Below are 25,051 nucleotides of genomic sequence, written 5' to 3'. Positions count from 1 at the left end.
ATTATGATAACTAAAAAAATGGGCGGGGTGCTGTTCGCAGCCACCCTGCTGGCCGGCTGTGCCGCGCCGAAAACGATCTACAATTGGGATGGGTATCAAACTTCTCTTTATCAATATTATCAGCAAGATGGGGAAAGCCCTGAGCAGCAGATCGCCACGCTGAAAACGCTCATCGAAAAATCCCGCGCCAAGGATAAAGCCGTACCGCCGGGCCTGCATGCGCAGCTCGGTCTGCTCTACAGCAAAACCGGCAATACCGGCCAGGCATTGGCTGAGTTCAACACGGAAAAATCGCTGTTCCCTGAGTCAGCACCGTTTATGAATTTCTTGCTGAGCAAAGATAAGGGGAGTTTTAAATGAAGCGTGCATTAGGCTTATTCAGCGTGATTGCCACGCTGCTGCTAACCGGCTGCGCCAAACAGGTGCCTTACGATTACGCCGCATTCCATGAAAGCAAACCCAAATCGATTCTGGTGCTGCCGCCGGTTAACCATTCGCCGGATGTCAAAGCCAGCCATAGCGTGCTTTCCACCACCACGCTGCCTTTGGCCGAGGCAGGCTACTACGTGTTCCCGGTCGCGGTGGTTGAAGAAACCTTCCAGCAAAATGGCCTGACTAACGCCAACGATATCCGCGCGGTCAGTATCCAAAAACTGCATAGCATTTTTGGCGCCGACGCGGTGCTTTATCTCGATGTCACGCAATATGGTACCAGCTATATGGTGCTCAACAGCGAGACGCGCGTGACCGTCAATGCGAAGCTGGTTGATCTGCGCAGTGGCAAGCAGTTGTGGGCCGGCGTCGCCAGCGCATCCAGCAATGAAAACAACAATAATTCCAGCGGCGGTTTGCTGGGTATGGTCATTAGCGCTGCCGTGGCGCAAATCGTCGATACCATCAGCGACAAAGGCTTCGATATTGGTGCCATCGCCAATACCCGCCTGCTGTCGGCCACCGGCAGCAACGGCGCCATTCTCTATGGCCCACGCTCACCGCATTACGCCGGCCAACGTTAACCCGCACTCCAGGCGGCCGCTCGCGGCTGCCTGCATTGAATTTTCCCTTTTGCCAAAAATAGCCCATGCTAAAAGAGGATATGGCGGGAACAAGGCCAATCCCTCACCTCTTTCTGGCTAACCGGGATGCTGGTTCATGACGAAAAAAACCACGCTGCTGCAATTTTTTCATTGGTATTACCCCGATGGGGGTAAGCTATGGCAGGAAGCCGCCGAACGTGCACCGCACATTGCCGGACTGGGCATCACCGATCTGTGGTTGCCCCCCGCCTATAAGGGTGCTTCCGGCGGTTATTCGGTGGGTTACGACAGTTATGATCTGTTCGATCTGGGCGAGTTCGATCAAAAAGGCAGCCGCGCCACCAAATACGGTGATAAAGAGGCGCTGACCCATGCCGCCGCCACGTTGCGCAACAACGGCGTGCGGGTGATTTACGACGTGGTGTTCAACCACAAACTCGGCGCCGACGAGAAAGAACAGGTCCACGTGTACCGGGCGGACGTCAACAACCGCAACAATATCCACGATCAGGGCTTCGACGCGCTGGCTTATACGCGTTTTACTTTCCCCGGCCGCCAGGGTGCCTACTCCCAATTTATTTGGGACTATAAATGTTTTGGCGGGGTCGATTACATTGAACAGCCGGATGAAAAAGGCGTGTTCAAAATCGACAATGACTACGGCGACGACGGCTGGAACGATCAGGTCGGCGGCGAGAAAGGCAATTACGATTACCTGATGGGCGCCGACGTGGAGTTTCGTAACTCGGCGGTGGCGGAAGAGCTGAAGTTCTGGGCGCGCTGGCTGATGGAAACCCTGCCGTGCGACGGGTTCCGGCTGGACGCAGCCAAACACATTCCAGCCTGGTTCTTTAAGGAATGGGCGGACCATGTGCGCGACGCCGCACAGCGCGACCTGTTTATCGTCGCGGAATACTGGTCGCACGATCTGGCAGCGTTACGGCAGTATATTGACCTGGTGGACGGCAAAGTGATGCTGTTCGACGTGGCGTTGCACCTGAAGTTTCATCAGGCCTCGAAGCAGGGCGACGGATTCGACATGGCGCAGATTTTTACCGACACCCTGACTGCCGCCGATCCGGCGCACTCGGTCACGCTGGTCGCCAACCACGATACTCAGCCGCTGCAGTCGCTGGAAGCTCCGGTCGAACCTTGGTTTAAACCCTTGGCCTACGCCCTGATCCTGCTGCGCGAACAGGGTGTGCCCTGCGTGTTTTATCCTGACCTGTATGGCGCCAGTTATAAAGACAAAGGCGGCGACGGCAATGAATACCAGATTGATATGCCGGTGATCCCCGAGCTGGAAAAATTGATCCAGGCGCGTCAACACTTTGCCAACGGCGTGCAAACCGATTATTTTAACGATAGAAACTGTGTGGCCTTCAGCCGCAGCGGCACCGCCGATACCCCCGGCTGCGTAGTGGTGCTCACCAATGGTGCCGAAAACGGCAAAGCGGTTTCTCTGGGCGCGGAGTTGGCGCATAAAACCTGGCGCGATCTGCTCGGCAACCGTCAGGATGAAGTCACCACCGACGATCAGGGGAACGCCACTTTCCCGGTAAACGGCGGCAGCGTCAGCGTCTGGGTGCTGGCCGAAAACCTGTAGCAAGACCGCCGTCGCGGCGATGAGTCACCCCGGCGGCAAAACTAATTTTTGCCTTTCAGGTCTAAATTGCGGTATCACCTAAGCAAACCATTCACACAGGAGCCTAAATAGGGTACAAGGCTGCATGAAAATTCCAAAACGACTCCAGCCATTGGTAGATGATGGTTTAATCGACGACGTCATCCGCCGTTTAAAGAGTGGCAAAGAAGCCGACGTCTTTATCGTGCGCTGCGGCGAAGAGATCCGCTGCGCCAAAGTCTACAAAGAAGCAGACAAACGTAACTTCAAGCAGGCCGTCAATTACCAGGAAGGCCGTAAAGTGCGTAACAGCCGCGATGCCCGCGCCATGAGCAAAGGCTCCAAATTCGGCCGCCAGCAGCAGGAAGAAGCCTGGCAGAACACCGAGGTCGATGCGCTGTACCTGCTCGCCAAAGCGGGCGTACGCGTGCCTCAGCCGGATATTTGCCTGGATGGCGTGCTGTTGATGGAACTGATTACCGACGAAGAAGGCCTGGTTGCGCCACGCCTGAGCGATGTGAGCCTGACGCAGGAACAGGCGTTGGCCGATCACGCGGTGATGATGAACTACGCGGTGCGTATGCTGTGCGCCGGGTTGGTGCATGGCGATCTGTCGGAGTTCAACGTGCTGATGGACAAAAATGGGCCGGTGATTATCGATCTGCCGCAGGTGGTGGACGCCGCCGCCAATAATCACGCCAAGAGCATGTTCGAGCGCGATATCAACAATATGTCGAATTTTTACGGTCAATACGCGCCGGAACTGCTCAACAGTAAATACGCCAAAGAGATCTGGGCGCTGTATCAGGAAGGCAATCTGACACCGGAAAGCGTGCTGACCGGGAAGTTCGTGGAAAGCAGCAAGCGCGCCGATGTCGGTTCAGTACTGGAGGAAATCCAGGCAGCCAGCGAAGAACATCAGCGCCAGTTGATGGCCCGCAACGAAGAAGATTAATCTGCGTCCCGGTCATTCGGCCGGGGGCTTATTCAATCCTGACAACGTCAGGGTACCTTTCGGTCGCCGCTTCATGATAAATATCCCCCAGATAGCCGGCAATATCGGCCTCGCTCAACGCCTCAGGCAGCACGATGTCGTAACTGCGCGCGTATTTGCGCTCCGGCAACGTCACGCGGAACAATTGCCACTCTTCCCCCACCCGCTTGACGCCCATCAGGCGGCCGAACACATTAAAAATCATCATCCGCATTCCCTCCCTCACGCGTTTTACGCTATAACAAACTAGCCCCGCCGTATTGAAAAGGAAAGATCATGAGCGTTAATGCACCGCAGTTCTGGCGCGACCCGCAGTTGCCCTTTGTGGAGGCCCGCGCCATCGCGGATGGCCGCAAGGTCTGTTATGCCCTGCACAGCCATGAAATCTTTTCCATCGGCACCATCACCGACGGCACCAGCATTTATATTAACGGTCGCCGGCAGTTGCAGGTCAACACCGGCGACGTGGTGATTATCAACCCGCAGCAGGTCCACGCCTGCAACCCTATCGGCGATCAGCGTTGGTCATACGTCATGTTTTATATCGATGCCGCCTGGCTGGGCGAGCTGCAACGGGAGATAGCCGGCGGCGACGGCGATTTTATCCCATTCAAAGAAGTGCTCAGCCGCGATCCGCAGCTGTTCAGCGGCCTGAACCGGCTTTATGGACTTTTGATTGACCCGCAATGCGATCACCTGGAAAAACACATTGCCCTGGTGGAGTATTTCACCGATCTGCAAATCCGGTTGGGCGAAGCGCAACCACCCGCCATTGTCGCCCACCCCAGACTGGAAGCCGCGGCAGCCTTTATCAGCCAACATTGCACCCAACCGCTGACGCTGGAGGCGATCTGCCAGGCGGCGGCGTTGTCGCCTTCCTATCTGATCCGCGCCTTCAAGCAGCATTACGGCATAACGCCGCACGCCTATCTGGTGAATCGCCGTATCCAGTTCGGTCACCGATTGCTAAAACGCGGTTACCCTATCGCCGCAGCCGCCAGCGAAAGCGGCTTTGCCGATCAGGCGCACTTCCAGCGTACGTTCAAACAGTTGCTGGCCGCTACCCCCGGCCAGTATCAAAACCCGCGTTAAACGCCGTCGGCCAACAGATAACAGGCGCTGGCCGCCAGCAGCAGCGCCATCAGCCGATTAAAACGCTGCACATTGCGGGCTCGCTGCAACAAACCGGTCAGCATCGTGCCGGCGTAGGCCCAGCAGGCCACAGAGGCGTAACAGATAACGCCATAAATCACCGCGAACTGCCACAGCAGCAGCCTGTCACCGTCGGCGACAAACGCCCCCAGGCTGGCCACCGACGCCAGCCAGGCTTTGGGATTCAACCACTGCATTAGCGCGCCGTACCAGAATGACGGCGCCTGCCGCTGCTGGCCGTTGCCCAGCCGCCCGTCATCAAAGGCCAGTTGATAGGCCATAAACAGCAAGAATGCGACGCCCGCCCACTGGATGACCTTCGTCAGCACCGGCCACAGGGTCAGCAGTTGGTGCAATCCCAGACCAATCAGGATCAACAGCAGGGTAAACCCCAGCGTGGCGCCAAGCACATGGCGCAAAGTCGCGTTAAAACCGAACTGCGCCCCGGCGCTCAGGGCAAGGATATTGACCGGGCCGGGGGTGATGGAAGCGGCCAGCGCAAATGCGGCCATGGAAAAGTAAATATTCATGATTACAAGCACCTGAGAAAAAGTTCGCAGATGCCAGATTGCCGCTCAGGGGCGGCAAAGTATTGAACAGAATTACCCTGATGCAGCCGACTAAGCCGGCATCAGGCCGATAAAGGTGGTTTTCTTGCGTGGCCCGGTCATCAACGCCTCCAGTTTTTCCACGCATTGCAGATAGTGCGGGGTCTTTTTATGGGCGGCAACCGCCTGCTCATCCTTATAAGCTTCATAGATGTAAAACCGCGTCGGGACGTTTTCATCCTGCAGCACGTCAAAGCGCAGGTTACCCGGCTCTTCGATCGCCCCCAGATGGTTGGCGCGGAAAACCTCAATAAACTCGTCGATTTTGTCCTGCTTAACGTTAATTTCTACCAAAGTGACGTGCATGGTGGCTCCTTGTTTAACCTTGAAATCACTGTTCTTTCAAACCATAGGTTTATTCCCCCCGATTTACCCTGCGCGGCGGCAATTTTGCAGCACAGCTCACAAATCCCGCCGCCCCCACGTGTTGCTCACGCGAAGGCGCGAACCCGGCATCTATAGTTAAGATCCAAACCCCAGAGAGTGTGAACTATGGATAACTATTTGATGGCGCTGGATGCAGGCACCGGCAGCGTTCGCGCGGTAATCTTCGATCTGGCGGGCAATCAGATCGCACAGGGCCAGGCTGAGTGGAGGCATCTGGCGGTGTCTGGGGTACCCGGCTCAATGGAGTTTGATTTAACCCACAACTGGCAATTGACCTGCCAGTGCATCCGGCAGGCGTTGCAAAACGCAGGCCTGACTGGCCAGGCTATCCGTTCTGTAGCCTGCTGCTCAATGCGCGAAGGCATAGTGCTGTACGATCGTAACGGCGTACCCATTTGGGCCTGCGCCAATGTGGATGCGCGTGCCAGCCATGAAGTCAGCGAGCTCAAAGAACTGCATAACCATCATTTCGAAAGCGAGGTGTACCAATATTCCGGCCAAACGCTGGCGTTGAGCGCCATGCCGCGCCTGCTGTGGCTGGCCCACCACCGGCCGGACATCTATCGGCAGGCGGCGACGCTGACCATGATCAGCGACTGGCTGGCGAATATGCTGAGCGGCGAACTGGCGGTTGATCCTTCCAACGCCGGCACTACCGGCATGCTGGATTTGGTCAGCCGCGACTGGCGACCGGCGCTGCTCGATATGGCCGGGTTGCGCGCCGATATTCTGTCACCGGTGAAAGAGACCGGCAGCCCGCTGGGGCAGGTTACCGCAGCGGCGGCAGAGCAAAGCGGCCTGCTGCGCGGCACGCCGGTGGTGATGGGCGGCGGCGACGTTCAACTGGGCAGCCTGGGGCTGGGGGTGGTGCATGCCGGGCAAACGGCGGTATTGGGCGGCACCTTCTGGCAGCAAATCGTCAATCTGCCGGAGCCGGCCACCGATCCGGACATGAACATCCGCATCAACCCGCACGTGATCCCCGGCATGGCACAGGCGGAATCCATCAGCTTCTTCACTGGATTGACCATGCGCTGGTTCCGCGACGCCTTCTGCGCCGAGGAAAAACTGATGGCGGAACGGCTGGGCATAGATGCTTACAGCCTGTTGGAAGAGATGGCGGCGCGGGTGCCGCCGGGTGCCTACGGGGTGATGCCGATATTTTCCGACGCCATGCACTTCAAAACCTGGTATCACGCCGCGCCGTCGTTTATCAATATGTCGCTCGACCCGGAACGCTGCAATAAGCAAACCCTGTTCCGTGCGCTGGAAGAGAACGCCGCCATTGTCTCCGCCTGCAATCTGGAGCAGATCGCCAGCTTCTCGGGCGTACAGGCGCACTCACTGGTGTTCGCCGGCGGCGGTTCGAAGGGCAAATTGTGGAGCCAGATCCTGAGCGATGTCACCGGTCTGACGGTTCGCGTGCCGGTGGTGAAAGAAGCCACCGCGCTGGGCTGCGCGATTGCCGCCGGCGTCGGCGCCGGGTTGTATGAATCGCTGGCGGCCACCGGTGAAAAACTGGTGCGCTGGGAGCGTGAATATCAGCCGGATAGCGCCAATCATGAACTCTATCGACAGCAGAAACACACCTGGCAGCAGATCTACGCCGATCAGCTCACGCTGGTGGACCACGGCCTGACCACCTCAATGTGGAAAGCGCCGGGGTTGTGATGCCTCTGGGCGCAGTCTGATGCGCCCGCCGCATAAGCTTATGCCCATTGAGCATTTAACCTGCCGTTCTGCCGCAACCCACCGTTTTGCTTGCCCCGCATGATTATTCCCCCTCAGAAACAGTGTAACTACGGTAAACGGATTTATCCGCCGTCAATGCCTGCGTAAATTGTGATCTCTGTCACCCTGCGCCTTACCGCGCGGTGTACGCACTCACCTGAGACGAGCGGTACTATGCTGAATAATAAAGATAAACCTGCATCATCACCCTGGCTGGCGATTTTCTCGCTGACGGTCGCCTGCTTTGTGATGGTCACCACCGAGTTCCTGCCGATCGGCCTCCTGACCAATATCGCACCGTCGCTGGACGTCAGCACCGGCAAGGCGGGCCTGATGGTTACCGTGCCCGGCATCGTGGCGGCGATAGCCGCGCCCGCGCTGAGTCTGGCGGCCGGCCGGCTCGATCGTCGCCTGCTGATGCTGGCGTTGAGTTTGTTGCTGGTGGTGTCCAATCTGGTTTCGGCGCTGGCGGTTAACTTCCCGATGATGCTGCTCGGTCGCGTGCTGCTGGGGGTCTGCGTCGGCGGTTTCTGGGCCTTCGCCGCCAACTACGGCCGTCATCTGGTGCCGGAAGCCAGCCAGGGCCGCGCCACCGCGCTGATCCTGAGCGGTATTTCGGTCGGTGCGGTATGTGGCGTGCCCGCGGGCGCGCTGATTGGCGACCTGTTCGGCTGGCGCGCCGCTTTCTTTGGCAGCGCGGTGCTGGCGGTGGGTGTGCTGTTGGCGCAGTTGCGCCTGCTGACATCGGTGCCGCCCACCCGGCCGGTCACCCCGCGTGATCTGCTGCTGCCGCTGCGTTTGCCGATGGCGCGCACCGGGTTGATTGCCATCGTCCTGCTGTTTATCGGCCATTTTGCCGCCTACACCTACCTGAAACCGCTGCTGCAACAGGTGTTTGTCCTCAGCCCGTCGGCAATTTCATTGCAACTTCTGGCCTACGGCGCCATCGGCCTGCTCGGCACCTTCCTCGGTGAACGGCTGGCGGAGCGCAGCCTGCGCGCCACCTTTATCCTGATCGCCGCCATGCTGGCCGCTATCCTGATCGTTTCGCCGTTCCTCAGCGGCATTGCCGGCGCCACGCTGATGGTGATGGTTTGGGGGTTGGCATTCGGCGCCGTGCCGGTTTGCGCCACTAACTGGATGTTTGCGGCAGTACCACAGGCACCGGAGGCCGGCCAGGCGCTGCTGGTCTGCGTGATCCAGATTGCACTGGCCTCCGGTGCGCTGCTGGGTGGGGAAGTGGTCGACTGGCAGGGCGTCAGCAGCGCCATGCTGTTCGGCGGCGCCCTCACCCTTTCCGCCGCGCTGGTGTTCGGCTTGACCTTGCGTTCCGGCATGATTGGCGCTAAACAGTCATAATCATTGTCTATCCACAGAAACACCCCGGTCCTCCGACCGGGGTTTTGCACTGAGAGCGTTATGGATCATCATTTACTCGCCATCCGGGTGTTTAACCGCGTGGTGGAAACCGGCGGATTCACCCGCGCGGCAGACTCGCTGCGGATGCCCAAGGCCACCGTCACCAAGCTGATCCAGAACCTGGAAGATCACCTGCAGACCAAGCTGTTCCAACGCACCACCCGCAGCGTGTCTGTCACTCCTGAGGGCGAGTGTTATTACCAGCGCACGGTAAAGTGGCTGGCGGAACTGGAGCAGATGGAAGGCTGCATGACCGAATCCCAGAGCGCGCCGCAGGGCGTGTTGCGCGTTGATGCCGGCGGTTCTACAGCGCGCCAGCTGCTGGTGCCGGTGCTGCCGGATTTCATCGCGCGTTATCCGCAGATTCAGATTGATTTGGGCGTCGGCGACCGCTTGATCGATCTTATCAACGACAGCGCCGACTGCGTGATCCGCAGCGGCCCGCTGGCCGATTCCAGCCTGATTGCCCGCCGCCTGTTCGAGCTGGAATGGGTGACCTGCGCCACGCCGGCCTATCTGGCGCGTTACGGCACGCCGAAGCACCCCTGCGATCTTGAGCTGGGCTACCCGTTGGCGCACTATCGCCATGCGCTGAACGATCGCATACAGCCGCTGCACTTTGTTGACCAGGGCAAAGAGATCGACATCCAGCACCGCTATCATGTCAGCGTCAACGAAAGCAACGCGCTGCTGGCCGCCGCGCTGGCCGGCCTGGGCATCATCCAGACCTTCCGCTTTATGGCGCAACCGCACCTGGACAACGGCGAACTGGTCAGCCTGCTGCACGACTGGCAACCGCCATCCGAGCAAATGTACGTGGTGTATCCCTCCAACCGCCATCTTAGCGCCAAGCTGCGGGTGTTTATCGACTGGGCGGTGGAGGTCTTTGCTTAATCCGATGGATAGACAGAGGGTTAAGTTGTGCTAGATTTAAAACCTCGCACTATTTCAGGATTCAGGAGCCCGCTCGCCAATGTAGCCCTTCTTTAATCAGTCACTGTTGTCGTCAACCCGGCCTCGTCCCGCACGCAGCCGGACTGTGATTATTGAAGAGGAACATCGACATGTTTCAGGCATTACTGTGCGCATTGCGGCGCCATCCTTGGCTCAGGGCGCTGGGCTGCGGCTTTATCCTTTCTTCCGTGGGTAACGGGCTTACCTTTGTTATCGTTTTCGGTGAGCTGTTGCGTTCGCAGGCTCCGCCTTCCTCCCTGGCCTTGGCGTACCTGCTGGCCTTTTCTCCGGGTTTTATCGGCAGCTTGCTCAGTGAAAAGCTCTCACTGTGCTGTTCACCCTTTGCCCTGCTGTTACTCAGTGAATCGCTCGGGCTCTGCGGGTTGGCACTGCCGTTTTGGGCACTAAGCCATCATCAGACGACATTGCTGCTATTGACCCAGGGAGTAGCCGCATTTTGTCAGGGAATGATCATTCCGCCGCTGAGCCTGCTCTTCAAAGGCGGGTTCAAACGAGAAGAACTGCCGCTGGCCGCGGGGCTGGAAACCCTGTTTTTTGCCGCCAACGTGCTGTTTGGCATTGGCCTTGGCGTGTTGCTGTATGGCCAGGTGGCTACAAAAACATTACTGTTGCTGGATGCAATGAGCTTTGTCTCCAGCCTGCTGCTATTGGTCGTGGCCAGAAAGGCTTTCACCCGCAACCTGAGGCCAGCCCCTCCTCACCCATCGGCGCCATTTCATTGGCGTACGCTGCAACCCCGGCAACAGCGGGCCATGCTGATGATGCCAATGCTGGCACTGGTTGGCTCACCGGCGATGGCGTTACTGCCCGCTCTGGCACCGCAATTGCCGCAGGCAGGTGAAAACATCGGCCTGTCTCTGCTGTTCGCCCGCAGTCTGGGTCAACTGTTCGGCCCTTTTCTGCTGCCGGTAACCCGCTTTAACGCCATGAGTAACAGCAATAGCCTGCAATTGGGCTGCCTGTGCGGCTTTATCGTCTGCTATCTGAGCGTGCCGCTGGTGCCCTCGGAAAGCATTGCGTTGTTGCTGATTTTTTCCGCGCATGTATGCTCTAACGTGGTATTTGCACTCGCCAGCTATGGATTGATGGCCAATTTCTCCCAAGCGCAGGTTGGTATCGCAATGGCCCGCACCTATCGCTGGCAGATCCTGATAAGCGCCGCCAGTACCCTAAGCTGCGGACTGTTGGCCGACCGTCTCGGCGCATCTACCGCCATAATCCTGCTTTCGTTACTCGGGCTGTTTCTGGCCGCTGGGGTGATGGCAAACTATCGCCGTGACGCAGGTTTGATTGAATGATAATTCCGGGGCCGGCACAGACCGGCCCTGCCTAAAAGGACCTTAAGAGAGTTCAGGAAAATGAGTATGCGTATCGAACGACTTTCCGCACACCGCCAGCGCATTGGCGAACTGGCTACCCTGCTGCATCAGGAGTGGCGTGATTTCTCGCCGTGGAGCAGCCACGAGAAAATCAGCCAACGCTTTGAACAACGCTGTGAACCGCAGCATTCCGGCATGACGTTGCTGGCGTTGTCACCGCAACAACACATCCTCGGCACGGCCAGCCTGGTCATTTACGATCTGGCAGATAAACCGGAGCGCAAATTCTGGCTGGGCGAAGTGTTCACCCATCCGCAACACCGCGGTTTGGGCATCGCACGCCGTCTGATCGACCAGTGCATTACCCACTGCAAACAGAAAAATATCGCCGAACTGTATCTCTACACGCCGGACCAACAGTCGCTGTATCAAAAATTGGGTTGGCAATCGGTGGAGCAACGCCAGGTTTCCGGCGAAGAAGTGACGGTGATGTGTCGCACGCTGTAACCCGGCGCATTGTGATAGTATTGAACGTAATATTGTTATCATTCTACAGGCACTCACCATGGCATATATTCCCAAAAACTACGCAAGGCTGGAGACCGGCTACCGCGAAAAAGCGCTGAAAATTTTCCCGTGGGTCTGTGGGCGCTGCTCGCGCGAATTCGTTTACTCCAACCTGCGCGAGCTGACGGTTCACCATATCGATCACGACCACAGCAACAACCCGGAAGATGGCAGCAACTGGGAAATGTTGTGCCTGTACTGCCACGACCACGAACACTCCAAGTACACCGAAGCAGACCAATATGGCTCAACGGTGATCGCCGGTGAAGACGCGCAAAAAGACGTCGGCGTAGCGACCCATAATCCGTTCGCCAACCTGAAATCGATGCTGAAAAAGTAATGCCGCCGCTGCGGATGCGCACTGTCGCATCCGCAAAAAACAATTAAGCTAGCAACTTATTAAGCTAATAAAAAACCAAAAAACCTTCCCTTCTTCCATTTCCCAGAGCATTCCTACTTACCCACTTGATAAGTTACCAGCAAAATAAGCTGCAAAGTTAACAGCATACTGGCTTGGCAAGCAGCCACCGTTGGTGCATATTGTCCACAAGTTGTTCTTGTTAACCTGTTTAATTATCAACCTAATAAGCACACTAACTTAATAAGCTATTAGCTTAATTAGTTGGCAGCTTGATAACTTGAGAGATGGCAGCATGATTGTTTTGATTGGCTCGCAAAAAGGTGGCGTAGGAAAATCGACCAAGGCGGTCAATATCGCCGGATATCTGATCCTCAAACAGGGGAAAACCGCCATCATCGTCGATGCTGACGATCAGAAATCAATCATGACCTGGTATAACGATCGCCAGAATGTGGAGGGCCTGCCGCATATCCCGGTGGTCGCCGCCTCGGGTAAAATCAAAGAGACCCTGCTGGAATTGGATCGTCATTACGACTATGTGATTGTCGACACCGCCGGCCGCGACAGCGCCGAACTGCGCTCCGGCCTGCTGGCGGCCGATCTGTTCCTCTCGCCGTTGCGCCCGTCGCAGATGGATCTCGACACCATCGGTTATCTGTCGGAAATGTTTTCTACCGCGCAGGAATATAACGAGAAGGTGAAAGGCTACATCGTGCTGAACATGTGCCCGACCAATATCTTTATTAACGAAGCCAACGAAGCGGCGCAGGTGCTGAGCGAATACCCGGAATTTACCCTGGTCAGCAACCGCTTGTGCGATCGCAAGATTTATCGCGATGCCTGGGGTGAGGCGATCACCGTGCACGAGGCGCACAACGCCAAGGCGCAGGCGGAAATCGAAAACCTGGTGAAAGAGGTGATCCTGTGAAAAAGCGCACTCCAACCCACCGCATGTCGGAAGACGAGTTTATCAATAGCGCCACCTCCCATACCCTGATTGCTCCCATTGCCGAAGCCAAACCCCAGGGCCGTAAACGCACCTACAAGGCGATTTCGGTCAGCCTGACCGACAACCACGTCGACGCCATCGATGAAATCATTGTGCAGGCGGCACGCAATGGCGTGGTACGCATTACCCGTTCCGACATCATCAAGCTGGCCATTGACGGGCTGGCCGAAAAGAGCGAAGAACATCTGCTGCAACTGCTGAAAAAACTGTAATTAGCCTCACAGCCTGCCAGCTTAATAAGTTGGCAGGCTGATAATGGGGTTTTACAGCCCGTTACCGGCAGCCGCGCACTGATACAAGCTCCTGCTGCGCCTCAGCCCTGTCGCACGGCAAGAAACCCCTGCTCCCGCAGTATCGCCTGCCCCTGCTCCACCAGAATAAACTCAGCCAAGGGTTGCGCCTGCGAGGCCAACAGGCACAGGCCGTAATCGGCTTCAATCACCAGAGGCGTCGGCAACTGCCGCACCGCTAACTCGGGATAGCGCGCCAATGCGCCGCCATAGCTGGCGTAACCGAGAAAGATATCGGCCTGCCCGCTGTTAATCAGATACTCCGCCGCTAACCGATCCTGTGGAACAGGCGTCGAATCTGCACCGCCCACCAGCGCCAACGCTCTGCTTCGCAGTGCTTCTCCTTGTCCCGGTATTACCCCTTCAAGACGATCAAACAACTGCTGCGCATAGTCGCCGGAAGGATCGGCCCCCGGCGTCGAAGTGGCCACTCGCCAACGCGAGTCCAGCAGTACGTCGAGTAACGGCGGTTCGGTTAGTCCGGCTACGTTGCGCACCGTGGCGCACAGCCGATTACGGGCGAAAGGCTCTACCCGCTGCGTCAGCCGCAAGTCCACCAGGCGCTGCGGATGCGCCAGATTGGCGGAGGCAAAAATATGCGGCGACTCTCCCTTCTCGATACGCTGGCGTAGCAGCCCCGCCGGGCCGAATACCGTTTCCACTGTGCAATCGCTCTGCGCCTGAAACGCCGTCAGCAAAGGGCCAAATGCCCCCTTCAGACTGCCGGCGGCAAACAGCAAAATGTTATTCATTCCGATGCTCCCCTTGGCTGCGAAAGAGCGGTACCAGCGTTTCAAACCGCCGGCCGTTGACCTGCAACGTCACCCGCTCAATGGCGACATCAAACAGGGGCGACAGGCTCTCCGCCGTCAATACCCCGGCACAGGCGCCGATTCGCTGCTGCCCCGCAATCCCCAACAGCAAGGCGCGATCGGCCACCGCATGGGCATGGTTGGGTTGATGGGTAGAAAATATCACCGCCATCTGTCTCTCACGCGCCAGGCATGAGATCAGGCTCAGCACCCGGTCCTGATGGTGGAGATCCAACGCGGACGTCGGTTCATCCAGCATCAGCACCTCGCTGCACATCGCCAATGCGCGGGCAATCAGCACCAATTGTCGCTGACCGCCGGACAAACTGCCGAATTCACGATCGGCAAAGCTCAGCATATCCAGCGACTGCAATGCCTCTTTTGCCAGCCGGTGATCCTGCGCCGAAGGTGAGCGAAACAGGCCCACGTAGCGTGCTCGCCCCATCAACACGATATCCAGTACCCGGTAAGCAAAGGGAGCAGTGAAATGCTGCGGCACAAAACCGATGCCGCCGCGGCATTCAACGGTGCCCTGCTGCAACGGCAAGGTACCGAGCAGCAGTTGCATCAAGGTACTTTTTCCACATCCGTTAGGGCCCAATACCGCCAACACCTCGCCGCGCTGCAACTGTAAATTCAGTTGGTCAAACAAAGGCGGTTGGCCAGGCCAGCTAAAGCTCAGGTCATTAACCCTCAGTAAGGACTCAGCCATGCCAGCCCCTCAATTGCGCGCGACGCAACATCAAAGCAAACAGCGGCGCGCCGATCAGCGCGGTCAGTATGCCCAACGGAATTTCGCTGCTGCTCAGGGTGCGTGCCAGATCGTCGATCAACACCATATACAGAGCGCCCAGGCACATCGAGGCGGGTAATAAGCGACGATGATCCGGGCCGACCAGCAGCCGGGCGACATGCGGGATCACCAAACCCACCCAGCCGATGCTGCCGCTGACGGCGACCTGCGCGGCGACAATCGCGGCACATAACGTCAGAATCAGCCAGCGAGTATGCTCGACGTTGATGCCCAGCGCGGCGGCATCTTCATCTCCCAGCGATAACAGATTGATACGCCAGCGCAATGCCAACAACAGACCGCCGGCCAACAGCAACGGCAGGAACAGCATCCGCAGTTTCTGATCGTCGGCAGTGGCGAAGCTGCCCAGCAGCCAGAACACGATGCTCGGCAGTTTCTCTTCGGTATCGGCCAGATATTGCAGCAAGCTGACGCAGGCGGAGAAAAAACCGCTGAGGATCACCCCGGCCAGCACCAGGGACAAAATATTACGCCGGGCGATAGCGCTGGTAATGGCGAAGATCAGCAGCAACGCCGCCATGCCGAACACAAAAGCGGATAACAGCAGCGCCGCCAACGGCAGGCTGAGCAAAATAGCCAAGGTGCCGCCAAACGCCGCACCGGAAGAGACGCCAATGATATGCGGGTCCACCAGCGGGTTGCGGAACACTCCCTGCAACGCGGCCCCGCACAGGGCTAATGACGCCCCGGCGCCCATCGCCAGCAGCACCCTGGGCAAGCGCACCCCAAGAATGACCTGCCGCTGCACCGCATCCGTTCCCACATGCGGACCGGTGAATGGCTCAAGCAGGATCATCAGGCTGTGAGCCACCGGCACCTGATAGCGGCCGATGCCCAGCGACAGCAGTGCGCAAAGCAGTGTCAGCAAGATCAGCCAGCTCAGCCTCATTGCCCACTCTGGCAGCAGCTGCTGCGGTAATACTGTCGGTAGTAGGCATCTACCCGCTGTTGCAGATTAACGTCGCTGAAACGCTGCGGATAAAGCTTTTTCGCCATCCATAACTCGCCCAACGCCAGGGCTTCCGGCATCGGATAACCCCAGGCTTTGGCGTATTCCGGCATCAGGTAGACACGCTGATGCTTCACCGCGTCGATCGCCTGCCACTGCGGCGAGCGGAGGATCTGTTGCACCACCTCAGGATAACGTTCCTGAACGAAAATCACCGCTGGGTTCCACTTCAGCACGTCCTCGATCGACACCTGTTTGAACCCCTGAATATCCTTCGCTGCGACGTTCAGGGCGCCGGCATGCTGCATCATCAGCCCGGTATATTTCCCCGAACCGTAGGTGGTCAAGTCCGGATTGGCCATATAAACCCGCACCCGTTGGTCTTCCGGCAGGCCGCGCAACCGGTCGGCCACCAGCGCCCGCTGCTGAAACACGTCCTGGATCAGCGCCTCGGCCTGTGGCTGGCGGCCTATCACCGCGCCAATCAGGCGAATGCCGTCCTGCAGGCCAAGGGTATAAGCCCGATCTTCATCATTCAGCACCGGGTTCATTTTGCCGGCCTGACTGGCCGCTTCACGACGCAGAGATACCGCCACCACCGGAATGCCGGCCCGTTCGATTTGCGCGATCATCTCCGGTGGAGCGTAATTGGCGACAAACACCACCTGCGGATGCAGGCCGAGCAGGCTTTCAATATTTACCGAAGTGAGATCGCCCGGCATCGGCATTTTCACCAAGTTGGGCGCCAGCCGCTGATAGTTCGGCCCCAGCTGTTTTTTCCAACTGCCGAGTACCCCCACCACCTGCGGCATAGCGTCGAGCTGTACCAGCAAATTTAGCGTTTGGTGTTGCAGCACCACCGCACGGGTGATGGTATCGGGCAAAGTCACCTTTCTGTTGAGTTGGTCGGTAACCTGGCGATCCGCCAGCGCGACGGACGAGAACAGGATGAAAACAAGCAGCACGCGCGGGAAACGTTTGAGCATGAGGGGTTCCGGTTAACTATCGTTATATACAAAATGATATAGCGATAGTCGTAGCGAAACAATCGGCGGGATCAAACACGCGCGTAATCTTGTCCCGCAACTGAAGTGGAATATTTCGGCCCTTAGCCCCCCAGGGACCTCACCCACGGCTTTCCACGCACTGTCATCCGGCTGAAACAATATGACGTTAGGCAAAGCAAACTGTCCGTTGCCGATGAAAAGTCGGCAACTTAGTGAGTTATTAACTTCACAAGTTGATGAGCGAAGCGCGGCTCTGCACAGAGCCGACGCGTTTTACCGGCTAGCGGTTAACCGAGCGAGCCATGCGGGTATAGGTGTGACGCACGCCGCGAATCGCCACGCTGTAGGCGAAGATATTTTCCGGCAGCGCCAGCCCCAGATAACCGGTATCGCCAATGTGGTGCAGATCGGCCCCGGCCATTTTGCTCATCAGGGCAATCTGGCGGAGGGTTTGTACGTCGGCGCCTTCCTGAGATGTCCCGATAGCCGTCATGGCCAACGCGCCCTGCCGTTGGGTAAACGCAATCAACGCCGCCACCTTTTCCTGCGACATGCCGGGAACGGTGCCCGGCGCCGGCAGCAGGACGATGTCCGCGCCGTTTTCGACAAACAGAGCGATGTCCCGCTCATTGATCAATTGGCTACCGCTTTCACGTACAATGCCGGCGCCGTGCATTTTACCGGTCACCAGCACCAGCTTGTCCCCCACGTCATCGCGAATCTGCTTTAACGCCGCGGCGATAGCCTGGTTGCTGACGCCATTATTGGGATTGCCGGTCAGCACCACCATGCGGGCACCGAGCTCATAAAGCTTGCGCGCGTTCTCTGCGGTCGCGGCACGGCCCGCCGTCATCTGCCAAAACTCATTGTGCGTAGAGATGAACGCCGGATCCACCGCTTCCAGATTGACCCCGATAACCCGCCCGGTCAGCCGCTGCAACTCGCGCAATACCTCTTGCGGCGGCACTCCGTCGGGCAAGCCTTCGATGCGCGGCTGGTTTACGTCAAACAGGTTCAGCAACAGCATATCGGCGCCCTGGCTGGCCGCCAACTCCGCATTGGTGACGTTATTGAGCAGCGGCTGCGTCACGGCAATGCATTCACTGACCAGGATCCGCCCTTCACTGGCGCGAATGGCGTAAAGCAAATTGTCTTTGGTGATGTTGGCAAGATCGGTGGCGCTACAGTCGAGGTATCTTTTCATCATGCAAGCTTCCGGTTATGAACACTATACCAATTATGTACCACTTAGTTTTCATCGGCACAAGTGGTATACTTTATGGTCATTTCGTGGGGAAGATACGTATGGATGAAAAACTGGCCTTGCTTCAACCAGACTCGGCAGACAGCACGCCGATTTATCTGCAACTGGCAAAAAAAATAAGGGCCGCCGTGGAATCCGGGCAGTGGCATTCCGGCGATGCGTTGCCTTCAGAAAGAGCGCTGATGGAAGCCTTCGGCATTGCGCGGGGGACGGCTCGCCGTGCATTTCAACACCTCGAACAGGATGGCACCATCAACCGCAATCGGGGTTCCGGCACCTTTATCGCGCCGCGCTTCGCACCCGCTTTGCCGCTGTTGGAAAGTTTTACCGAGATGGTGGAGCCGCAAGGTTTCAGGGCGCAAAGCGAACTGATTGGTTTTCTGCGGCGCGGACCAACGGCAGAAGAAATGCAGGCGTTACAGCTGAGTGATGAACAGGATGTGGTCGAACTGGTGCGCTTGCGTAAAGCCGGCGAAATCGCCATTGCCTTACAGTATTCGGTGCTTCCCGCCACTATTTTGCCAGCGAGCGGCCTGCCTGAAGAGTCGTTGTACCACTATCTGCATTCCATCGGTCAACCCATTGTGCGGGCGACTCAGCGTTTTCGCGGCGAGATAGCCGATAAATCCGTCGCCCGCTATCTGGCGCTGGAGGTGGGGGAACCGCTGCTGCTGGTGACCCGTACCGGGTTCACCCGCGAGGAAATGCCCATCGAGTATACCCGCAGTTGGTGTTTGAATGAGTACTATGATTTTGCGCTGGAATTGAAACATTAAAAAACCCTCTCCCACCCAGGTGAGAGAGGGCAATGCGATTTACTGCAGCGTAAAGCTTTGCGCCTGTACGTTGTCGGAATCCAGGCCGACAAACACGTTGAACTTGCCCGGCTCCGCGCCCCATTTCAGGCTGGCGTTGTAAAACTTGAGATCTTCTTCGGTGATCGGCAGCTCCACTTGTTGTGATTGACCGGCTCGCAGAATCACCTTTTTGAAGTTGCGCAGTTCTTTCACCGGGCGGCTGACCGACGCCGTCACGTCCTGCACGTACAGCTGCACCACGGTGGCGCCGTCATATTTGCCGGTATTCTTCAGCGTGACGCTGGCGGTCAGTTTGCCGTTGCGCGCCATCGTCGGGCTGGAAAGCTTGAGATCCGACAGGCTGAAGGTGGTGTAACTCAGACCATAACCAAAGGGATACAACGGACCGTTAGGCGAGTCGAAGTAACGTGACGTGTACTTGCCCGGGTTTTCCTTGCCGAACGGCCGGCCGGTATTCAGATGGTTGTAGTACATCGGGATCTGGCCGACAGAACGCGGGAAGGTCATCGGCAGCTTGCCCGACGGGTTGTAGTCGCCAAACAGCACGTCGGCTACCGCATTGCCGCCCTCGGTGCCGCTATACCAGGTTTCCAGCATCGCATCCGCCTGCTGGCTTTCCCAGCTCAGCGCCAACGGCCGGCCATTCATCAGCACCAGCACCAGCGGTTTGCCGGTCGCCTTCAGCGCGGCGATCAGATCCCGCTGGCTTTGCGGAATAGTGATATCGGCGCGGCTGGAAGCCTCGTGCGCCATGCCCTGCGCCTCACCCACGACCGCTACCACGACATCGGCCTGCCTGGCCGCCTGTACCGCTTCATCAATCATCTGCTGCGGCGGACGGGTATCAAACACCACCGCCGGCTCATACTCATTCAGATAGTCGATAATGCTTTTGTCCTGGGTAATGTTGGCGCCCTTGGCGTAGAGGATCTTCGCCTTGTCACCCACCGCATGCTCCAACCCCTGGCGAAGGGTCACCGACTGCTTGACCACGCCGGCCGCCGACCAACTGCCCATCACGTCACGCTGGCTGTCGGCCATCGGCCCGACCAGCGCAATGGTGCCTTGCTTGCTCAACGGCAGAGTCTGCTTGTCATTCTTCAGCAGCACCAGAGTCTTGCGCGCCACTACGCGCGCTTCGGCGCGGTGCAGACGGCTTTCGGCATTGGTGTCCTGCGGATCGGAACCTACCGGGCCAAGATGGTTATAAGGGTCTTTGAACAGGCCCATATCATATTTGGTGTTCAACACATCGCGGCAGGCGCGATCGATATCGCTTTCCGCTACCAGCCCGTCCTTCACCAGCCCCGGCAGGTATTGATCGTAGTATTCGTCGCTCATGCTCATGTCGACGCCGGAAGTGATCGCCAGCCGCACCGCATCGCGCGCATCTTCGGCCACACCGTGCTTGATCAGCTCTTTAATCGCACCGTGATCGCTGATGGTAATGCCGCCAAAGCCCCACTGGCTGCGCAACAGATCTTTCAGCAGCCACGGGTTGGCGGTGGCCGGAATACCGTTGATCGCGTTGAGCGATACCATCACCCCACCGCTGCCGGCGTCTACCGCTGCCTTATACGGCGGCAAATAGTCCTGATACATTTTCAGCGGGCTCATATCGACGGTGTTGTAATCGCGGCCGCCTTCGGTGGCGCCGTACAACGCGAAGTGTTTAACGCTGGCCATCACTGAACCGGGTTGAGACGGATCGCCGTTCTGGTAAGCATCGACCATCACTTTGGCAATTTTGGACACCAGCCAGGTGTCTTCGCCGAAGCCTTCCGATACCCGGCCCCAGCGCGGATCGCGGGTGATGTCGACCATCGGCGAGAAGGTCATGTTCAGGCCGTCATCGCTGGCTTCCTGCGCCGATACCCGGCCGCTGAGCGCAATGGCTTCGAGATCAAAACTGGCCGCCAGCCCCAGGCTGATCGGGAAGACGGTGCGTTGACCGTGCACCACGTCGTAGGCGAAGAACAACGGGATTTTCAGGCGGCTGAGCTGCATGGCCTGATCCTGCATCGCGCGGATATCCGGCCGGGTGACGGTGTTGAAGATAGCGCCAATCTGGCCCTTGCTGATGCCGTCGCGGATCGCTTCTTTCGGGTTATCCGGCCCGACGCTGATTAAGCGCAACTGGCCGATTTTTTCTTCCAGCGTCATCTGTTTCATCAGATTGGAAACGAAAGCATCACGCTGCTGGGCATTAACTCCTTGCGCCGCCCCGCTCTCCTGTGCAAAAACCGGGCTGATGGCCAGGCCGGACAGCAAACTCACCACACAAAGCCATTTCATATTTTTTGTCTCAGGCATGTTCCCGCCGCAGCCTGCGACGGAGAGGATTAATCAAAGTGAAAAAACAGTGTGACATACTCTTTTTCACCGCAGAAATAATTTGTAATGTTAAAGGTTACAAGCTGTTAGCGGAGGCGGATAAGCCATTCTTCAGCCGTGCGCGGCTTTGCTCCGCCTCTTCCCTCAGGAAATTAACCAGCGTGGCTAATGTCGCGGGCGTCACCGCCCGTTCAGGGTAGACCAAATAATAGGCCGCGCCGCTGACCACGCTGAGCGGGAACGGCGTAACAACGCGCTGCGCCTGGATATCCTCCTCCAACAGGCACAAGTCGCCGATAGCGATGCCAAAACCTTGCAACGCGGCACTCATCGCCAGATCCAGAGTATCAAAATGCTGCGCCTTGCCGGAAGGCAACGTCTCCAGCCCCGCCGCCTTCAACCACAGCAGCCAATCGCGGCGATCGCGCGTGGGGTGCAGCAGGGTTTTCTCCGCCAGATCGGCCGGGGTTGGCGGGCGGGCTAAATCGGGAAGGTAAGACGGCGTGCAGACCGGCGTGAGGATTTCATCGAACAGGTGATGCACCGCCAGCTTTTTACCCTGCGGCTGGCCGAACACCACCGCAGCATCGAAGTGCTCTGCGCTGAAATCCAACCCGTGCGATACCGAGGCGGTCAGCTCGATATGCATTTCCGGGCGCTCGTTTTGCAACCGGATAATGCGCGGCAACACCCAGCGCATGGCGCAGGTCGGGCACTTGATGCGTAACGTGCCCGGCTGCGCTCCAATCCGCGCCAGCGCCTCGCCCAGTTGCCCCAGCGCCTGCTGCACCGGCGCCAACAACATGGCGCCCTGCGGGGTCAACGTCAGCCCGCGCGCCCGGCGGCTGAATAGCGGATAGCCCAGATGCTGTTCCAGCCCGAGGATCTGACGGCTGACCGCGCCTTGCGTCAGGTGCAGTGTTTGGGCGGCATGCGTGAAATTAAGGCGCTGAGCCACCACCACAAAAGTTTTCAAAACGTCGAGCGACGGCAGAGATGTCTGCATAGCGGGCCTCGGTTAGCCATGACTTTAACTCATGGCTAGTATGACAAACATTCCCTTGTCCGCCTACCGTCACTGATGCTTAATCAATCAATACTTCCCCCTATCCAGGAGCCAATCATGCAGAGCGCCTGCTCACAACGCTCGAAGTTGCCGGATGTCGGCACCACCATTTTCACCGTAATCGGCCAGCTCAGCGCTGAACATCAGGCACTGAACCTGTCGCAGGGCGCACCGAACTTCGCCTGCCAACCGCAACTGGTTGAAGCGGTGGCGCAAGCCATGCGCGCAGGTCATAACCAGTACGCGCCGATGAGTGGCGTGGCCGCATTACGCGCTGCGCTGGCAGATAAAGTTGAACGATTGTATGGCGCACGTTATGACGCCGACGAAGAAATCACGGTCATTGCCAGTGCCAGCGAAGGATTGTATTCCGCCATCAGCGCGCTGGTGCACCCGGGCGACGAGGTGATTTATTTCGAACCGGCGTTCGACAGCTACGCGCCGATTGTCCGCCTGCAAGGCGCCACGCCGGTAGCCATCAAGCTGTCGTTGCAGGACTTGCACATTGACTGGGACGAGGTCGCCGCCGCCATCACCGGCAAAACGCGGATGATCATCGTCAACAGCCCGCATAACCCGACCGGCAGCGTGTTCGGCGAGCATGACATTGAGCGCCTGACCGCTCTGACGCGCAATACCGACATCGTTATCCTGTCCGATGAGGTTTACGAACACGTGGTATTCGACGGCGATATTCACCACAGTATGGCGCGTCACCCGCAATTGGCCGAACGCAGCGTGATTGTGTCGTCGTTTGGCAAAACCTATCACGTTACCGGCTGGCGCGTCGGTTACTGCATGGCGCCGGCGGCGTTGATGGATGAGATCCGCAAGGTGCACCAGTTTATGGTGTTCTCCGCCGATACGCCGATGCAATATGCCTTCGCCGAAGCGCTGGGCAATCCGCAAAGCTACCTGGGGCTGGCGGATTTCTATCAGCAGAAACGCGATTTGCTGGCCAGCGCTTTGCAAGATTCGCGCTTTGAATTATTACCCAGCCGTGGCAGTTTCTTTATGCTGGCTCGCTTTAGCGGTTTCAGCAGCGAAAGCGACAACGATTTTGCGGTGCGTTTAATCCGTGAAGCGAAAGTCGCGACTATCCCGCTGTCGGCGTTTTACAGCGACGGCACCAACACCGGCATCATCCGGCTGAGTTTTTCAAAAGATAACGAAACCCTGCTGGAAGGCGCGCGCCGTCTGTGTCAGGTGTAATGCATTCACTTTTGGTTTGACCATGGGAAAAAGGCACTGACTATGAAATCACTGAAAACGCTGATCGCTGTGGGCTGCCTGCTGGCCGCCGGTTCCTCTCTGGCGGCGGAAAATACGCTGCGCTTCGGCCTGGAAGCGCTGTATCCGCCGTTCGAATCCAAATCCGCCAGCGGCAAGCTGGAAGGCTTCGATATCGATCTGGGCAACGCGGTCTGCGCCGCCGCCCAATTGAAATGCAGCTGGGTCGAGACTTCGTTCGACAGCCTGATACCGGCGCTGAAAGCACGCAAGTTTGACGCCATCAACTCGGCGATGAACGTCACCGACCAGCGCCGCCAGGCGATTGGCTTCACCGACTCCATCTATCAGGTGCCCAACCGCCTGATCGCCAAAGCCGACAGCGGCCTGCTGCCGGACGCCAAGTCGCTGGCGGGCAAACACGTCGGCGTACTGCAGGGGTCGATTCAGGAAACCTACGCCAAGGCCCACTGGGCACCGCAGGGCGTAGACGTGGTGTCCTATCAGGATCAGAACCAGGCGTACCTTGACCTGACCGCCGGCCGCCTCGACGCCACGCTGGTGATGGCACCGTCAGGGCAAAGCGGCTTCCTGGCGCATCCGGACGGCAAGGGCTTCGCCTTCGTCGGCGATGCGGTCAGCGATGACAAGATCCTCGGTGAAGGCATCGCCTTCGGCCTGCGCAAAGGGGATGACGCGTTGAAGAAAAAGCTGAACGACGCGATCGTGAAAGTGAAGCAGCAAGGTACCGTGACCGCGCTGGCGAAGAAGTATTTTGGCGATATAGACGTGACGGTGAAATAAGCTGCCCGCCCCCGGCCATTGACAATAATGACCGGATGCCGGGGATTGCACTGCCGGCTATAAAATGGCTCCTTCGCAAGCGGGAGCCATTTTTAGTTTGCAAAGCCGATGCTTTCAGCCTACCACACGGCTTGCTCATTCAAGTCCACGGAACTGATTTATTATTAGCTGCGCTGAAGTTGACTTGAAAGTTTTTATTGCAGACGATAAGTGCCAATGAAGTTATCGATCCAAGATACCCCCGCCCAAGTAACAGAGTTATTTATAAGAAGAAATTTCAATAACGTCTATATGTTTTTAATCTGCGAAAGATTTCGTCATTCTTTCATTGAAGGACGTAAATTAACCATCTGTAAAATGAATAATTGACAATTAAGTGATTATTTTAGGAAATGATAATAATTAATTATCACGAGAATATAAAGACTTTGATACTTACAGATGACGTAGAACGGCATCAACATCATGCCCAGACCGGGC

26 protein-coding genes are annotated in these 25,051 nt (G+C 57.7%); 16 read left to right on the top strand and 10 right to left on the bottom strand.

From position 1 onward, the window contains the following. Positions 1–3 precede the first annotated feature (3 nt). The 4 genes from SERAS12_RS06925 (at position 4) to SERAS12_RS06910 (ending at position 3,616) form a co-directional block, all read left to right on the top strand. Positions 4–360 carry a DUF4810 domain-containing protein gene (locus SERAS12_RS06925; RefSeq protein ID WP_006324245.1) on the top strand — a complete coding sequence of 119 codons (357 nt, stop codon included), beginning with the start codon at positions 4–6 and terminating at the stop codon, positions 358–360. Then, the gene (locus SERAS12_RS06920) at positions 357–1,016 is read left to right on the top strand and encodes a DUF799 domain-containing protein (protein WP_013812031.1); all 660 of its coding nucleotides are present in this window, start codon (positions 357–359) and stop codon (positions 1,014–1,016) included. Before SERAS12_RS06925 ends, SERAS12_RS06920 begins: the two co-directional genes overlap by 4 nt. Positions 1,017–1,152: 136 nt before the next feature. Continuing rightward, the gene (amyA, locus tag SERAS12_RS06915; protein ID WP_013812030.1) at positions 1,153–2,643 is read left to right on the top strand and encodes an alpha-amylase; all 1,491 of its coding nucleotides are present in this window, start codon (positions 1,153–1,155) and stop codon (positions 2,641–2,643) included. Positions 2,644–2,767: 124 nt separating this feature from the next. Next, positions 2,768–3,616: a PA4780 family RIO1-like protein kinase gene (locus tag SERAS12_RS06910; protein ID WP_004942055.1), complete on the top strand. Its 849-nt coding sequence runs from the start codon at positions 2,768–2,770 to the stop codon at positions 3,614–3,616. A gap of 28 nt (positions 3,617–3,644) precedes the next feature. Here the strand turns inward: SERAS12_RS06910 and SERAS12_RS06905 are convergent, their stop codons facing one another. After that, the gene (locus SERAS12_RS06905; protein ID WP_041415988.1) at positions 3,645–3,863 is read right to left on the bottom strand and encodes a hypothetical protein; all 219 of its coding nucleotides are present in this window, start codon (positions 3,861–3,863) and stop codon (positions 3,645–3,647) included. Positions 3,864–3,931: 68 nt separating this feature from the next. Between SERAS12_RS06905 and SERAS12_RS06900 the strand changes: the two genes are divergently transcribed. Continuing rightward, positions 3,932–4,747, top strand: a complete 816-nt coding sequence (locus SERAS12_RS06900) for a helix-turn-helix domain-containing protein (RefSeq protein WP_013812028.1) — start codon at positions 3,932–3,934, stop codon at positions 4,745–4,747. On the opposite strand, the gene SERAS12_RS06895 is transcribed toward SERAS12_RS06900, so the two are convergent. Both SERAS12_RS06895 and lsrG read right to left on the bottom strand, forming a co-directional pair. After that, positions 4,744–5,337, bottom strand: coding sequence for a LysE family translocator (locus tag SERAS12_RS06895; protein ID WP_013812027.1), 594 nt, complete (start codon positions 5,335–5,337; stop codon positions 4,744–4,746). The two genes, SERAS12_RS06900 and SERAS12_RS06895, sit on opposite strands and share 4 nt — an antisense overlap. Positions 5,338–5,427: 90 nt before the next feature. Beyond that, positions 5,428–5,721: a (4S)-4-hydroxy-5-phosphonooxypentane-2,3-dione isomerase gene (gene lsrG / locus SERAS12_RS06890; RefSeq protein ID WP_013812026.1), complete on the bottom strand. Its 294-nt coding sequence runs from the start codon at positions 5,719–5,721 to the stop codon at positions 5,428–5,430. A gap of 186 nt (positions 5,722–5,907) precedes the next feature. On the opposite strand from lsrG, the gene lsrK reads away from it, so the two are divergent. The 8 genes from lsrK to SERAS12_RS06850 all read left to right on the top strand — a co-directional run bounded on the left by lsrK (position 5,908) and on the right by SERAS12_RS06850 (position 13,395). Beyond that, a complete protein-coding gene (lsrK, locus tag SERAS12_RS06885; RefSeq protein WP_013812025.1) occupies positions 5,908–7,473 on the top strand; it encodes an autoinducer-2 kinase in 1,566 nt (521 codons plus the stop codon). 234 nt (positions 7,474–7,707) lie between these two features. Further along, positions 7,708–8,892 (top strand): MFS transporter, encoded by a 1,185-nt coding sequence (locus SERAS12_RS06880; protein WP_013812024.1) that lies wholly within the window; start codon positions 7,708–7,710, stop codon positions 8,890–8,892. Positions 8,893–8,952: 60 nt separating this feature from the next. Further along, a complete protein-coding gene (locus tag SERAS12_RS06875; protein ID WP_013812023.1) occupies positions 8,953–9,846 on the top strand; it encodes a LysR family transcriptional regulator in 894 nt (297 codons plus the stop codon). Between the two features lie 170 nt (positions 9,847–10,016). Further along, positions 10,017–11,225, top strand: a complete 1,209-nt coding sequence (locus SERAS12_RS06870; protein ID WP_013812022.1) for a hypothetical protein — start codon at positions 10,017–10,019, stop codon at positions 11,223–11,225. A gap of 66 nt (positions 11,226–11,291) precedes the next feature. Beyond that, entirely contained in the window at positions 11,292–11,753 is a 462-nt protein-coding gene (locus SERAS12_RS06865; RefSeq protein ID WP_013812021.1) for a GNAT family N-acetyltransferase, read from the top strand. A 58-nt stretch (positions 11,754–11,811) separates the two neighbouring features. Then, positions 11,812–12,153 (top strand): HNH nuclease YajD, encoded by a 342-nt coding sequence (yajD, locus tag SERAS12_RS06860; protein WP_004942039.1) that lies wholly within the window; start codon positions 11,812–11,814, stop codon positions 12,151–12,153. A gap of 313 nt (positions 12,154–12,466) precedes the next feature. Next, positions 12,467–13,102, top strand: coding sequence for a division plane positioning ATPase MipZ (locus SERAS12_RS06855; RefSeq protein WP_004942035.1), 636 nt, complete (start codon positions 12,467–12,469; stop codon positions 13,100–13,102). Beyond that, a complete protein-coding gene (locus tag SERAS12_RS06850) occupies positions 13,099–13,395 on the top strand; it encodes a hypothetical protein (RefSeq protein WP_013812020.1) in 297 nt (98 codons plus the stop codon). The genes SERAS12_RS06855 and SERAS12_RS06850 overlap by 4 nt, the downstream gene beginning before the upstream one ends. 101 nt (positions 13,396–13,496) lie before the next feature. On the opposite strand, the gene SERAS12_RS06845 is transcribed toward SERAS12_RS06850, so the two are convergent. The 5 genes from SERAS12_RS06845 to SERAS12_RS06825 all read right to left on the bottom strand — a co-directional run bounded on the left by SERAS12_RS06845 (position 13,497) and on the right by SERAS12_RS06825 (position 18,259). Beyond that, positions 13,497–14,225, bottom strand: coding sequence for a substrate-binding domain-containing protein (locus tag SERAS12_RS06845; protein WP_013812019.1), 729 nt, complete (start codon positions 14,223–14,225; stop codon positions 13,497–13,499). Beyond that, positions 14,218–14,997, bottom strand: coding sequence for an ABC transporter ATP-binding protein (locus SERAS12_RS06840; protein WP_013812018.1), 780 nt, complete (start codon positions 14,995–14,997; stop codon positions 14,218–14,220). The genes SERAS12_RS06845 and SERAS12_RS06840 overlap by 8 nt, the downstream gene beginning before the upstream one ends. Next, positions 14,990–15,988, bottom strand: coding sequence for an iron ABC transporter permease (locus SERAS12_RS06835; protein ID WP_013812017.1), 999 nt, complete (start codon positions 15,986–15,988; stop codon positions 14,990–14,992). The genes SERAS12_RS06840 and SERAS12_RS06835 overlap by 8 nt, the downstream gene beginning before the upstream one ends. Then, positions 15,985–17,034: an ABC transporter substrate-binding protein gene (locus SERAS12_RS06830; RefSeq protein WP_013812016.1), complete on the bottom strand. Its 1,050-nt coding sequence runs from the start codon at positions 17,032–17,034 to the stop codon at positions 15,985–15,987. The genes SERAS12_RS06835 and SERAS12_RS06830 overlap by 4 nt, the downstream gene beginning before the upstream one ends. A gap of 301 nt (positions 17,035–17,335) precedes the next feature. Then, positions 17,336–18,259 carry a PEP phosphonomutase gene (locus tag SERAS12_RS06825; protein WP_013812015.1) on the bottom strand — a complete coding sequence of 308 codons (924 nt, stop codon included), beginning with the start codon at positions 18,257–18,259 and terminating at the stop codon, positions 17,336–17,338. A 101-nt stretch (positions 18,260–18,360) separates the two neighbouring features. On the opposite strand from SERAS12_RS06825, the gene SERAS12_RS06820 reads away from it, so the two are divergent. Then, complete coding sequence (locus tag SERAS12_RS06820; protein WP_013812014.1) at positions 18,361–19,095, top strand: GntR family transcriptional regulator; 735 nt, start codon at positions 18,361–18,363, stop codon at positions 19,093–19,095. Positions 19,096–19,134: 39 nt separating this feature from the next. Here the strand turns inward: SERAS12_RS06820 and bglX are convergent, their stop codons facing one another. Together bglX and SERAS12_RS06810 are read right to left on the bottom strand one after the other, a co-directional pair. Next, positions 19,135–21,432, bottom strand: coding sequence for a beta-glucosidase BglX (bglX, locus tag SERAS12_RS06815; protein WP_041415983.1), 2,298 nt, complete (start codon positions 21,430–21,432; stop codon positions 19,135–19,137). Positions 21,433–21,547: 115 nt separating this feature from the next. Beyond that, entirely contained in the window at positions 21,548–22,477 is a 930-nt protein-coding gene (locus SERAS12_RS06810; RefSeq protein ID WP_013812012.1) for a LysR substrate-binding domain-containing protein, read from the bottom strand. A gap of 117 nt (positions 22,478–22,594) precedes the next feature. Between SERAS12_RS06810 and SERAS12_RS06805 the strand changes: the two genes are divergently transcribed. Both SERAS12_RS06805 and SERAS12_RS06800 read left to right on the top strand, forming a co-directional pair. Beyond that, positions 22,595–23,749, top strand: a complete 1,155-nt coding sequence (locus SERAS12_RS06805) for a pyridoxal phosphate-dependent aminotransferase (RefSeq protein WP_013812011.1) — start codon at positions 22,595–22,597, stop codon at positions 23,747–23,749. 42 nt (positions 23,750–23,791) lie between these two features. Beyond that, the gene (locus SERAS12_RS06800; RefSeq protein WP_013812010.1) at positions 23,792–24,571 is read left to right on the top strand and encodes an ABC transporter substrate-binding protein; all 780 of its coding nucleotides are present in this window, start codon (positions 23,792–23,794) and stop codon (positions 24,569–24,571) included. Positions 24,572–25,051 lie beyond the last annotated feature (480 nt).

The organism is Serratia sp. AS12 (assembly GCF_000214195.1).
GTDB lineage: Bacteria > Pseudomonadota > Gammaproteobacteria > Enterobacterales > Enterobacteriaceae > Serratia > Serratia plymuthica.
This window is presented reverse-complemented; position numbering and strand designations above follow the sequence as displayed.